The following is a 13,153-nucleotide window of genomic DNA, read 5'->3' as shown; positions in this document are numbered from 1 at the left end:
CCCGCGAAGCGCCGGGGGCCGCGAACCTCCTACAGCGGCAGCCGCGGCGGCACCCCGCCCGCGACCGCGCGCTGCCGCGGCGCCGCGTCGCCCGTCCAGCACGACCCGCGCCGCATCAGCAGCCGCTGCAGCCACAGCTCCGTCGAGACCAGCTCCGCGAGCCCGCCCAGCGGCAGCGCCTCGCCGTCCGCCGCCGCGCGCAGCGCCTTGCGTACGACCCGGCCCTCCACCAGACCCGCGTCCGCCAGCAGCGGCCGGTGGAAGAGGTCGGCCAGCTCCGTTGAGGCGCGGCGCAGCCCGATGCGCTCCGCCGACGCGGCGGCCGCCGCGGGGCCGGTCGTCGCGCCCCAGCCCGGCGGCAGCCCGCGGATGCCCGCGCCGTCGAGTACGGCGCCGAGCACCGCTGCCCGCGCGCCCGGCTGTACGCGCAGCGCCTCGGGCAGGGCGCGGCAGGCCCGTACGACCTGGTTGTCGAGGAAGGGGGCGTGCAGCCGCTGGAACCTGACCTCCGCGGCCTGCTCGAAGACGCGGTAGTCGGCGCCCAGTTGCGCCAGTGCCGCGGCGGCGCGGCGCTCGCCGGGGCGGCCGGTGCCGTCGCCGTTCGCCGTGCCCGCGGAGCCCCGGAGCCGTACCGCCACCTCGGCCAGCGCCTCGCCCGTCAGCCACCGCGCCGCAGGCCCCGGCCGGCACCAGCTCAGCGCGGCCAGCGACGCGTCGAGCGCGCCCCGGCTGCGCCCGGGCGCTCCGCCGGGCACGCCCGCGGGGTCGTCGAGGAGCGCCTCGGCGCCTTCGGAGATGCCTTCCCAGTACGACGTACGGGCCAGCCGGCGGGCCGCGCGGTAGACGGTCAGCGGTGCCAGCACCGAGCCCTCCGCGCGCGCCAGCGCCGTCACGGGCCGGAACAGCGAGCGCCGTCTGCGGTCCAGCAGCAGGTCCGCGAGCCGCGCCGGGTGCGCGTCGAGGACCTCGCGGGCGCCGACGCCCACGAGGTGGTCGGCGCTGCCCGCAGTCAGCCTGCGCCGGTGCCGGGCGGCGGCGACCAGGGAGGGCCCAGGCTCGTCCGTCAGCGGCATGCTCTCCAGGTCCGCGTACGGCAGTGCCGCCTCGCCGGCGGCCACCACCACGTGGTGCAGTCGCGGGTTGGCGGCGATGGTGCGGGCCCGCTCCAGCTCGGCCTCGTCGGCGCGCGCCGTCAGGTCGTTGAACGTCACGGCCACCAGGCGCTCGCCCTGTCCGGGGCCCAGCCCCGGCGGTGTGCCGGGCGCGCCCGGCAGCCCGGCGGCGAGCAGCGCGAGGGTGCCGGAGGCGATGCCGCCGGACAGGTCGGCGCCGATGCCGGGCGCGGGACCGCGCGAGGCGCGGCGGTCGGCCGGGCCCATGCCGGGTACGGGGCCGGGGTCGAGGCCGCCGTAGCCGGGTTCCGGCGCGTGGCGCGGGGCGGCGAGCCGGGCGCGTACGGACTCCACCAGCGCGTCGCGTACGCCCGCCACTGCCGGTTCGGTGTCCAGCGAAGGGGCGGCGACGGCGAGGGAGGCGCGCGGCTCGTAGCCGGTGATCTCCTTGGCGCCCTCGCGGAGGATGAGCGCGTGGCCGGGAGGCACGCGGCGCACGCCGGCGTACGGCGTGCCGTCGCCGAGCGCCTCCGGCACGTCGGGGCAGGCGAGTTGGGCGGCGAGGTGGGGGACGTCCAGCTCGGCCTCGATCAGGTCGGCGAGCGGCAGCGCGGCGGTCGCGTACGCGGTGCCGCCGTCCCAGGCGGCGTGGAAGACGGGGCGCGCGCCGGCGAGGTCGCCGAGGACGGTGGTGCGGCGGCCGACCTGCGCGACGGCCGTGTACCCGCCGGACCAGGCGGTCAGGTGCCGTACGGCGCCGCCGCGGGCGGACAGCAGGCCCACGCGCAACTGGTCGCCGCTCGCGCCGCAGGTGCCGAAGACCGCCAGCCGGATCAGCGGGGCGACGTCGACGACGCGGATCTCGTCCGGCCGCCAGTCGCCGACCGCCCACAGCGGATCGGAGCCGCCCCAGACGAGCTGGGCGCCGACGGGGTGGAGGTCGTAGTCGTCGGCGGACTGGGCACCGTCGAGGAACGAGGGCGCGGCGGCGGCACTGCTCCACCCCACCAACCACCGCATGCGCGCCTCCTCGTGGGCAACTGGGGACGTATCGGCATATGCCAAGCGAGCCAGGCGAGCCGGGCGATCGGCATCAACTCCGCCACGCTCAGGGCGTACTGCCGCTTCGTCAGGACCAATGCTGCCACGAGAGGGGCGCATGTGAGTGGATGCGGTCGTGCGGGAGTCTGCCCGTCACGGCCGGAAGCGCCCCCGGAGGCCGCCGCGCGGGCGCGCTCACGGCAGTTGGGCGGCCCGGCGGGCCCTGCATGAGGAAGAGGATCAACAGGCGGTACGAACCGGCCCCCCGGCGCGCCGTCCGGAACGCGGTACGGACACCCGGGCGGTGCCCGGACTCCGGTGCGGGCGTCCCGTACGCCCGGATCTACACCCCCCGTGAGGGGCGTCATTCAGCCATTCTCTACACGGCGCAATCCCGGCCATCCAAGCCCGTCTTCCGGGCTTGTGTGGTCCGGGAAGCGTCCCGCGCTCCCCGGACCGTGAGCCGCCGCCCGCGGGGATGAATGACGGCGGAGTTCCCCAGGCCCGCCGCTTTCCCAGGCGCGGCGAGCCCACCCACGGACAACCAGCCAAGCGTGCACGGCCCTTTGCGGGCAGAGCGCACGTACGGCGCACCGCCACACGACCCCGGAGCACGCGCGCTGCAATCCCGCCATCCGGAAACATTCCTCTTAACGGTCGGGATCCGGCGAACTACGCTGGGTGCATATGCGACCCGGCCGGATCCCCACCTGCCGGACGGGAGCCGTCGGTGGTCGAGGGGTGTGCATGTCCAGGACGCCACGCGGGCCGAACGAGAAGCTGGGCCACATGCTCGCGCTCGCCGGGATCAGCAACGCCGGACTCGCCCGCCGGGTCAATGACCTCGGCGCGCAGCGCGGCATGACGCTTCGGTACGACAAGACGTCCGTCGCCCGCTGGGTGACGAAGGGGATGGTGCCCCAGGGCGCCGCGCCCCACCTCATCGCCACCGCCATCGCCGGCAAGCTCGGCCGCCCCGTGCCGCTGCACGAGATAGGGCTGGCCGACACCGACCCGGCGCCCGAAGTGGGCCTGGCGTTCCCGCGGGACGTGGGCGAGGCGGTGCGCTCGGCCACCGAGCTGTACCGGCTCGACCTCGCCGGGCGGCGCGCGGGCAGCGGCGGCATCTGGCAGAGCCTCGCCGGCTCCTTCGCCGTCAGCGCGTACGCGACGCCCGCCTCCCGCTGGCTGATCACGCCGGCCGACGGCTCGGTCGCCCGCGGCCTCGACGGCGTCGACCCGCAGCACGCGCCCGCCGCCGACGGCCCGGGGCCGCGGCGCGTGGGGCACAGCGACGTCGCCAAGCTGCGCGACGCGGCGGACGAGGCGCGGCGCTGGGACTCCAAGTACGGGGGCGGCGACTGGCGGGCGTCGATGGTGCCGGAGTGCCTGCGGGTGGACGCGACGCCGCTGCTGCTCGGCGCGTACACCGACGAGGTCGGGCGCTCGCTCTTCGGCGCGACTTCCGAACTCACCCGGCTCGCCGGGTGGATGGCCTTCGACACGGGGCAGCAGGAGGCGGCCCAGCGGTACTACATCCAGGCGCTGCGGCTCGCGCGGGCGGCGGCGGACGTGCCGCTCGGCGGGTACGTCCTGGCGTCGATGTCGCTCCAGGCGACGTACCGCGGCTTCGCCGACGAGGGCGTGGACCTCGCGCAGGCGGCGATCGAGCGCAACAGGGGGTTGGCGACGGCGCGTGCGATGAGCTTCTTCCACCTCGTCGAGGCGCGGGCGCACGCCCGCGCACAGGACGAAGCGTCGTGCGGCACGGCCCTGGCGGCGGCGGAGAGCTGGCTGGAGCGCGCCCGTGCGGGCGACCCCGACCCGGCCTGGCTCGACTTCTACGCCTACGACCGGCTGGCCGCGGACGCCGCCGAGTGCTATCGCGACCTGCGGGTGCCGCGGCAGGTGCGGCGGTTCACCGAACAGGCGCTGGCGCGGCCGACGGAGGCGTTCGTACGCTCGCACGGGCTGCGGCTGATCGTGGCGGCGGTGGCGGAGCTGGAGTCGGGGAACCTCGACGCGGCGTGCGCGCAGGGCACGCGGGCGGTGGAGGTCGCGGGCCGGATCTCGTCGGCGCGGACGACGGAGTACGTGAAGGACCTGCTGGCCCGGCTGGAGCCGTACGGCGACGAGCCGATGGTGGCGGAACTGCGCGAGCGCGCCCGCCCGTTGCTGGTCGCGCCGGCGTAGGGGGTACGCGCCGGGGCGTGCCCGGCGGCGCAGTGCGCCGGGGCGTACGGGCTCGCGCGCGGCCTCCGGCAGCGGCGGACGAGGCGCCCGGCTGGGGCGGCGTTCAGCGGCAGTCGATGACTGAGTCCGCCCAGCCCGTCAGCAGCGCGGTGTGGATGGGGTGCTGCGGTTCCGCTTCCAGCCGGATGGTCTCGGTGCCGGACGGCAGACCCACGTCGACCACCGCCGCCTGCTCGCCCGCCTCGACCCAGTCCGAGCGCCAGAGCCGGGCGTCGTCGCCGTAGACGGTGAATCTGGCCGCGCCCAGGCGGTCCATCATGTCGTCGATGCCGGCCGCCGCCCGGTAGCGGGTGCAGGACCGGTTCAGCTCGATGACCAGCGATGACTTGGCGGACACCGTGACGCCGTGGGCGTAGGTCGTGCCGCCGACGTCCAAGTCCTCGCGCTGCCACCACCAGCCGCTGCGGCTCGCGACGATCTCCGGGGCCGTGCCGTCGCCGAGGACGTCGGCGTCGAGGCCGGCGACGCGGTACGGCTCGGCGGGGGGCGGCGGTGGCGGTGGGGGCGGCGGCTTCGGCGTCTGGGTGGGTGTCGGGGTCGGCGTGGGCGTGGGCGTGGGGGTCGGCGTGGGGCTGGGGGAGGGAGGCTCCGGGGTCGGGGTGGGCGTCGGCGTCGGGGTGGGCTCCGCCGGCTCGGGGGCGGGGGGCGGGGGAGTGGGCTCCGGCTTCTTCTCGGCCGGGGGCGCCGGGGGCGGCGCCGGGGCCGAGGTGGCGGGCGGGTTGGCGACCGGCTCCTTCCCGCCGTCGCCGCCGGAGAGTACGAGCGCCAGCGCCGCTGCCGCCGCGGCCACGACGATGCCCGCCGCGGCCGCGACCTTGACCGGCGCACCGACCCCCTCGCCCGCCGCCGCACCGGCACCGCCGGCCGCACCCGAGCCCGCCCCGCCGCCGATGCCGCCGACGCCGCTCGCCGCCGCCGCGGCCCCCGCTCCGGTGGCACCCGCCGCCCCGGCACCCGCGCCGACGCCCGCGAACCCGGCGGCCTTCGCCGCCGCGGCCGACGCGAACCAGCCGACGACCGCGACCGGAAGCAGCGTGCTGAGCCGGGAGTTGACGTCCGCGACCTCGACCGCCGCCATGCGGCACCGCGTGCAGTCGTCCAGATGCTTGCGCAGCCCCCGCTCGGCGCGCATCCGCAGCCCGCCGCGGGCGTACGCGCCGAGCCGGTCCGCGTACCGGGCACAGTCGCCGCCCGCGGTGAGCGCGGTCGAGACATGCGCCTGGAGGTACGCCTGCTTCAGCCCCTCGCGGGCGCGGTGCGCCAGTACGGCGGTGGCGTTGGCGGTGAGCCCGAGCAGCGGCGCGACCTGGCTGGGGGACTCGTCCTCCACCGTCGTGTGCCACAGCACGGTCTGCCAGCGCTCGGGCAGGCTGCGGAACGCCTGCACCGCCATCGACTGCTCGGCCTCGTGCATGGCCCGTACGTCGGCGCCCAGGTCGAGGGTGTCGTCGTCGGAGACCGGCCGCGCGGCCTGGGTGGCGAAGACGGCGAAGTCGTCGACGAGTTGCTCGCGCTTGGCGGTCTTCGTCCAGGCGGCGGCGACCCGCCGCACGGTGGTCAGCAGATACGCCCGTACCGCGGTCTCGGGACCGGCGCCGCCGCGGACCGCCTGGAGCGTGCGGGCGAACACCTCGGCGGTGAGGTCGTCGGCGGTGTGCGAGTCGCGGCAGCAGGTGCGCGCGTACCGGCGGACCGCCGGGGCGTGCCGCTGGTACAGCTCCTCGTACGCGCTGTCGTCGCCCGTACGCATCCGGCCGACCAACTCCGTGTCGGAGGGCAGGGGTCCCGTGACCCCCTCGTCCCGCCGCTCACGCTGCTTGGGGATGGCCCCCACGGCCTCGTCGGAACCGCCTGAGGTCCCGCCGTCCATGGCATGCCCGCGATCGTCCCGATCGTCAACTGCCATGCCGCAAGCTCCCGTAGAGCTCGTCCCGCCCGTTCATCGGGTGAGCGTGTCACAACGGGCCGTGGCCGCCGTCCGCGTTGAACGGTCAACCACCCGTTGGGGGGTTTTCCCGCTCGCGGCGCACTACCGGTCACGCTTTCGGGGTAGACGGCGGCCTCGCTTGACGAACGGCCGCTACGCCGGCCGCCAAAGCCGGCGCCCGGCGAGAGGCACCCTGACGGGCGACGCCGTCAACACGAACCACCGCCGGCGGGGACACCCGTCAAGGGGAACCCCATGGGGCCCGTCAGGGCACGCCGAGGCACACCCCGGCGCACCCCTGGCGGGCACGGCCCGGGGCTCAGCCCTCCGCGTGCGGCCGCAGCCCGTCGAGCAGGATGTCCAGCAGCCGCGCGGACGCGACCGCCTGCTGCTCCGGGTCCGGCAGGGACGGCGCCGCGGTGGCTATCACCAGCAGCACGTCCGACACCGATACGTCGGCGCGCAGCGACCCCGCGTCCCGGGCGCGCGCGACCAACTGCCCGACCACGTCGAGCAGCGCCGCCGCGTCCGTACCGCCGACGCTCGCGCCCTCCGCACCCGGGCCCTCACCCGCGACCGCACCGCCGGCCTGCGGCGCCGTGCCGTCCGGCGAGGGCCGCTGCTGCGGCACCCGCGGCTCGCCCTCCGGCGCCTGCGCCGTCACGCCCAGCACCTGCGGCGGCAGCAGCCGCCCGGCACCGGAGTCGACGGACGCGCGGAGGAAGCGGGCCAGCGCGGCCCACGGCTCTTCCTCCTGCTGCAGTGCCGCACGGGCCTGCTCGGTGAGCCGCGCGGTCTCCGCCTCGGCGATGCGCTTGACCAGCACTTCCTTGCTCGGGAAGCGGCGGTACACCGTGCCTACGCCGACCCTGGCGCGGCGGGCGACGTCCTCCATCGGGGCGCCGTAACCCAGCTCCCCGAAGACCTCGCGCGCGGCGCGCAGGACGTGCTCCAGATTGCGCTGCGCGTCGACCCGCAGCGCCGACCGGCCATTCGTCGGCAGTTCGCCGGAAGTGTCCGGTCCCGACATGTTTGCTGACAGACGACTGCTCTGAACCTGCATCTCTGTTTCCCCCGGTTATGACAGTCTCCCCCCGGAGACTCCCCACCCTGCTTACCGGAGTGCATCTGGTCGGGCCACTCCGGCTCGTACGAACATAGTTCAGCAGAAGTCAAGAGAGAAGGGGCTGTGGATAAGGATCGGCCGCGGGTCGGACACCTCGGGCGCCGGAAATCCTTCCCCCGCCTGTGGACAAAAGTCCGCACGCGGTGCGTCATGGGTGTTCCGAGGTCGCCGTCGGCGGCCTCGTCCCGGGCCCACCGCCGCCGGCGGCGTGCGGCGAGGCCGGGCCCCAGGCGGGACCCCAGGCAGGAGGTTGCCCATGACGGATCCGACGCGGGTACTCGTCGTCGGTGGCGGCAACGTCGGGATGGCCGCGGCGATGCGGCTGCAGAAGCACCTCGGCAAGCAGCTCAGAAGAGGCGCGGCGCAGATCACCGTGGTCGCCCCCGACCCGTACATGACCTATCAGCCCTTCCTCGCCGAGGCCGCCGCCGGCTCCGTCCAGCCGCGCCACGTCGTGGTGCCGCTGCGCCGCGTCCTGCCCCGCTGCCGCGTGGTCGCCGGCCGCGTGACGTCCGTCGACCACGCCGAGCGCACCGCACGCGTCTCGACGCTCGCCACCGACGAGACCGGCGAACCGCCGCTGGAGCTGGCGTACGACCAGCTCGTGATGGTGCCCGGATCCGTCTCCCGGGTGCTGCCGGTGCCCGGGCTCGCCGAGTACGGCATCGGCTTCACCTCGATCGAAGAGGCCATCGGCCTCCGCAACCACGTGCTCGAACAACTCGACATCGCCTCCTCCACCCGCGACGCCGCCGTCCGCGAGGCCGCGCTGACGTTCGTGTTCGTGGGGGGCGGCTACGCCGGCGTGGAAGCCCTCGCCGAGCTCGAAGACATGGCGCGTTACGCCACCCGCTACTACACCGGCGTACGCCCCGCGGACATGCGCTGGGTCCTCGTCGAGGCGAGCGACCGCATCCTGCCGGAGGTTGGCGAGCGGCTCGGCGAGTACGCCGTACGCCGCCTGCGCGAACGCGGCATCGATGTACGCCTGGAGACCCGCCTGTCGAGCTGTACGGACCGCGTCGCCCAACTCGACGACGGCGCCCGCTTCCCCACCCGCACCCTCGTGTGGACCGCCGGCGTCCGCCCCAACCCCGTGCTCGCCGCCACCGGTCTGCCCCGCGACGACCGCGGCCGCCTGCGGTGCACCCCCGACCTGCGCGTCGAGGGCGAGGACGCCGTCTGGTCCGCCGGCGACGCGGCCGCCGTACCGGACCTCACCGCCGACGAGCCCGGCGCACTCTGCGCCTCCAACGCCCAGCACGCCGTCCGCCAGGCCCGCGTCCTCGCCGACAACCTGGCCGCAGCCCTGCGCGGCGACCCCCTGCGCGACTACCGGCACCGCTACGCCGGCTCCGTCGCTTCCCTCGGCCTCCACAAAGGCATCGCCTATGTGTACGGCCACCGGCTGAAGGGCTACCCTGCCTGGCTCATGCACCGTGCGTACCACCTCGGCAAGCTCCCCACCGTGGGCCGTAAGGCCCATGTGCTCGCCGAGTGGACCCTTGCCGGACTGTTCAGGCGGGAGATCGTCGCCCTCGGCTCGCTGGAACACCCCCGGGCGGAATTCGAACTCGCCACCCGGTCGGGTCGCGGCCCTGACGGCGACTGAGGCGGGGCATGTGACCATGGACGGGCACGAAACGGCACGGAGCGAAACGAACGACCAACGAGTGGACCTGGGACTGGCACGCTTGAACTTCACGCGCTGGAGCCCCCGGCTCCCCGGATCCCCGCGCCGCACCGCCGCCGCGCGGGGCTTCCGCGGTGCCGTCCCCTCCGCCCGCGCCGGACGGCAGGGCCGCCGCGCTGCGGCGGAACCGCCCCCCGGCGCCGAGCCGGACGCCGACCCCGGCGGCGGTACGGCGAGCGGCGGCGGCGACACGGGCCCGGAACCCGATACGGAACACGACGTCGACCCCGGCATCGAGCTGCCCGTCAGCGCCACCCTCGGCCGGCTGCCGGCACCCGTCGCGGTCGTCCACGGCCCCGACCACCGCATCGCCTACGTCAACGACGCCTACGCCGCCGTCTTCGGCGCCCGCGCCCCGGGCCTCCCGGCACGCGACGCGCTGCCCGAACTCGCCGAGCTGGGGCTGCTGCCGCTGATGGACCAGGTGCTGCGCAGCGGCACCCCGCGCACCGTCAAGGCCCGCCGCGCCCCCGACTCCCGCTCGTACACGTTCACCTGCAGCCCCATCGACGTCGGCGAGAGCGGCGGCGTGCTCGTCTCCGCCGCCGACGTCACCGACCAGGTGGAGGCCGCCGAGCGGCTGCGCGCCGGCGAGCGCATGCAGCGCGAGGCCGCGGTGGCGCTGCAGCGCAGCCTGCTGCCGGAGAAACTGGAGCACCCGGACGACCTGCGGGTCGCGGCCAAGTACCAGCCCGGCGGCACGGACGCCGCCGTCGGCGGCGACTGGTACGACGTCATCACCCTCGGCGCCGGCCGCACGGCCATGGTCATCGGCGACGTCATGGGCCGCGGCGTCCGCGCCGCCGCCGTCATGGGCCAGTTGCGCACCGCGGTACGCGCGTACGCCCGCCTGGACCTGCCGCCGCACGAGGTGCTCCAGCTCCTCGACGGCCTCGCCGCCGAGATCGACCCCAACCAGATCGCCACGTGCGCGTACGCCGTCCACGACCCGCACGAGGGCCGCCTGGTGCACGCCTCGGCCGGCCACCTGCCGATCCTCATCCGCGACGCGGACGGCACCGTGCGCCGCGTCGACGAACCCACGGGACCGCCCCTCGGCACCGGCGGCTGGGTGCACAGCTCCGCCGAACTGCCCTTCCCGCCCGGCTCGACCGCCGTCCTCTACACCGACGGCCTCATCGAGCGCCGCGGCCAGGACATCGAGGAGGGCGTGAACGCGCTCGTGAGCGCGTTCGCCGGCGCCACCGGCGCACCCGGCGTCGTCTGCGACCGCCTCATCCGCTCCCTGGGCGTCACCGCCGAGCACGACGACGACGTCGCCGTGCTCGTCCTTGAGCACCCGCTGCGCGACGACGGGGAGGCCGAACTTTTCCGCGGCGCGGCGCTCGACCTCCTCGGCGGCGTGGAGGCGGCCCCGCGCGCCCGCGCCTTCGCCGACGGCGTCCTGGCGAGCTGGCGCTTCCCGGCGGAGCTGCGCGAGCTGGGCGTGCTGGCGGCCAGCGAACTCGTCGCCAACTCCCTGCAGCACGGCTCCCCGCCGATGCGGCTGCGCCTGCGGCGTACGGACCGGAGGCTCATCGTCGAGGTCACCGACGGCGACGACCGCCTGCCGCGCCGCCGCCGGGCGGAGCCCGGCGACGAGAACGGCCGCGGCATCTCCATCGTCGCCACGATCGCCTCGACCTGGGGCTCACGCCGCACGCTGGGCGGCGGCAAGGCGGTGTGGTGCGAGTTCGCCCTGCCGGGCGAGCACGGCCACTGAGGCCGCGTACGGAAGGGGCGGGCTCGCGCAGGCAGGAGCCCGCGGGGCCCGCGCCTAGGCCGCCTGCACGGGTGCCGGCTCCGCCTCGGCCGCCGCCGGCTTGTGGGCCGCGACCTGCACGGTGCCCGCGAGCCGCGGGCAGTCCTGCACCGGCGTCAGCCGGCGGCCAAGCAGACGCCCCATCACCGTGATGCCCAGCGAGCACACGACGAGCATCGAGATGTACGCCCCGTACGCCCCGGCCCCCGCCAGCAGCCCGCCGACGGCCGGCCCGATCGCCAGCGCCAACTGCTTGACCAGCGCGAACACCGAGTTGTAGTGCCCGATGTGCGACCCCGGCGCCAGATCCGCCACAAGAGGCGCCACGGTCGGCGACAGCATCGCCTCGCCGAGGCCGAAGAGCGCGTACGTGGAGATGATCGCCGCCGTCGCCATCGCCTGTCCGCCGGCGACCCACCCGGAGGCGGCGGCGACCAGCCACGCGAACGTCCATATGAGCCCGACCGCGGCGATGACCCGGCTGCGCCGCCGCCGCTCCACGAGCCGCAGCACGGCGAACTGCGCCACGACGATCACCGCGGTGTTCGCCGCCAGCGCCACCCCGAGCGTCGACGGGGATATCCCCGACACCTCGACCGCGAACGCCGACAGCCCCGACTCGAACTGCCCGTAGCAGGCGAAGAACATCACGAAGCCCAGCACGCAGAGCCACACCATCGCCCGGTCCGCGAGCAGGATCCGCCACCGCCCCCGGGCCCCCTCGCCCGCCGGCACGGCGTGCGCGGCGCGCGTCCCGCGCGGCAGCCGCACCGTCGCGACCACGGCGCCGAGCACCAGGAACATCACCGACTCGATGGCGAAGAGCCGCACGAACGACCCCGCGTGCTCCTCGTCCACGAGCAGCCCGCCCAGCAGACCGCCGACACCGAGCCCGAGGTTGTTCAGGAAGAACTGCGTCGCGAACGCCCGCGACCGCGTCACCGTGGTCGAGCACCACACGATCATCGTCGCCAGCGCCGGCTGGATGACCGCCATCCCGGCGCCCATGACCAGCGTCGACGCGAGCACCATCGGCGCCGTCGAGGCCAGCCCCAGCGACAGGGCCCCGGTCGCGGCCGCGACCGTACCGGCAAGGGCCACGGGCAGCGGCCCGCGCCGGTCGATGAACCGCCCGGTGAAGGGCAGCACGAGCAGCGCGGCCATGGCGAACCCGGCGAGCGCGACACCCGCCGTCGTCGAGCCCAGATCCCGCACCCGCGATACGTACAAGAACGTGTACGGCACCGTGAAGCCGCTGCCGAAGGCACTCAGCGCGTTCCCCATCTGGATCCTGCGGAGGGCCGCGGTGCCGGTCTCCCGTGTCACTACTCACCACCCATACACACGTGCGTCCCGGAGCCGACGAGCTACCGGGTCGAAGACTTCGATGCTAAAGTTCAGACCTAAAGAGTACATGACTGAGAAGTTCGACGCGAACGAGATTGGTGGAATACTGCGCGCCATGTCCGACAGCGACGCCCCGGCCCCCGATGCCGAACGGCCGCCCACGCAGGAGCTGCGCTCGCTCGACGAGCAGATCGCGCTCTACCAGCGGGAGTTCCAGGACCTCGACCCCCAGGTCGAGCAGATCGTCTCGGCCCTCAGCCGCCTCAACCGCCGCATGACCGTCGCCTACGGCCGCCACCTCTCCGACATCGGCATCAACGGCGCCGAGTGGGAGGTGCTCAAGGCCCTCGTCCTCGCCGGCGCCCCGTACCAGCTCGGCCCAGGCGAGCTGGCCAAGCGCCTCGGCCTCACCCCCGCCGCGATGACCCACCGCATCGACCGCATGGTCACCGAGGGCCTGGTCACCCGCGAACGCGACGAGGCCAACCGCGTCCGCGTCATCGTCGGCATCACCGGGCTGGGCCGCGAGAAGTGGTTCGCGACCATGCGCATGGGCACCGACTGGGAGGAAGACCTGCTCCAGGACCTCACCCCGACCGAACGCACCCTGCTCGGCGAGCTGCTGACCCGCCTCCTCCGCCGTGTGGAGGACGCCCAGCCCGACGCGAGCGGCCGACTGTCCGATTTGGACTAGCCCTTGATCGCGCTTGACACCGGTCAGGCCGCTCCGTAAGGTTCTTCGGGTTGCCACGGGGCCGTTCGGGTTCTGGAGTGCGACGGTGGCCGTCCCTGTGGGGCGGCTCGTCCCATCTTCTCGTTGTGTGATCGACTCCCTTTCGTCGGGGTTGAATCGGCATGCCCGGTTCTTTTCGGCGGGCGGCCGGATTTTGCG

At 75.1% G+C, this 13,153-nt stretch carries 8 protein-coding genes; 4 read left to right on the top strand and 4 right to left on the bottom strand.

Annotation, left to right across the window (positions count from 1 at the left end; all coding sequences use genetic code 11):
- Positions 1-29: 29 nt before the first annotated feature.
- On the bottom strand, positions 30-2,132 hold the full coding sequence (locus tag CXR04_RS14775; RefSeq protein ID WP_101422608.1) for an asparagine synthase-related protein: 2,103 nt from the start codon (positions 2,130-2,132) through the stop codon (positions 30-32).
- A gap of 768 nt (positions 2,133-2,900) precedes the next feature.
- Between CXR04_RS14775 and CXR04_RS14770 the strand changes: the two genes are divergently transcribed.
- Complete coding sequence (locus CXR04_RS14770; RefSeq protein WP_101422607.1) at positions 2,901-4,346, top strand: MFS transporter; 1,446 nt, start codon at positions 2,901-2,903, stop codon at positions 4,344-4,346.
- A gap of 103 nt (positions 4,347-4,449) precedes the next feature.
- Here the strand turns inward: CXR04_RS14770 and CXR04_RS14765 are convergent, their stop codons facing one another.
- Together CXR04_RS14765 and CXR04_RS14760 are read right to left on the bottom strand one after the other, a co-directional pair.
- On the bottom strand, positions 4,450-6,312 hold the full coding sequence (locus CXR04_RS14765) for a sigma-70 family RNA polymerase sigma factor (RefSeq protein ID WP_101422605.1): 1,863 nt from the start codon (positions 6,310-6,312) through the stop codon (positions 4,450-4,452).
- Between the two features lie 340 nt (positions 6,313-6,652).
- On the bottom strand, positions 6,653-7,363 hold the full coding sequence (locus CXR04_RS14760; RefSeq protein ID WP_101422603.1) for a TetR/AcrR family transcriptional regulator: 711 nt from the start codon (positions 7,361-7,363) through the stop codon (positions 6,653-6,655).
- Between the two features lie 352 nt (positions 7,364-7,715).
- Between CXR04_RS14760 and CXR04_RS14755 the strand changes: the two genes are divergently transcribed.
- Entirely contained in the window at positions 7,716-9,071 is a 1,356-nt protein-coding gene (locus CXR04_RS14755) for an NAD(P)/FAD-dependent oxidoreductase (protein WP_101422601.1), read from the top strand.
- Positions 9,072-9,153: 82 nt separating this feature from the next.
- Positions 9,154-10,875, top strand: coding sequence for an ATP-binding SpoIIE family protein phosphatase (locus CXR04_RS14750; RefSeq protein ID WP_199850462.1), 1,722 nt, complete (start codon positions 9,154-9,156; stop codon positions 10,873-10,875).
- Between the two features lie 54 nt (positions 10,876-10,929).
- Here the strand turns inward: CXR04_RS14750 and CXR04_RS14745 are convergent, their stop codons facing one another.
- Positions 10,930-12,240: an MFS transporter gene (locus tag CXR04_RS14745; protein WP_101422597.1), complete on the bottom strand. Its 1,311-nt coding sequence runs from the start codon at positions 12,238-12,240 to the stop codon at positions 10,930-10,932.
- A 136-nt stretch (positions 12,241-12,376) separates the two neighbouring features.
- Between CXR04_RS14745 and CXR04_RS14740 the strand changes: the two genes are divergently transcribed.
- Entirely contained in the window at positions 12,377-12,955 is a 579-nt protein-coding gene (locus CXR04_RS14740) for a MarR family winged helix-turn-helix transcriptional regulator (protein WP_101422595.1), read from the top strand.
- Positions 12,956-13,153 lie beyond the last annotated feature (198 nt).

This window comes from Streptomyces sp. CMB-StM0423 (genome assembly GCF_002847285.1).
In the GTDB taxonomy this organism is placed as follows: Bacteria; Actinomycetota; Actinomycetes; order Streptomycetales; family Streptomycetaceae; genus Streptomyces.
Note: the sequence above shows the minus strand (reverse complement) of the source record. Positions and strands in the feature narration are given on the sequence as shown.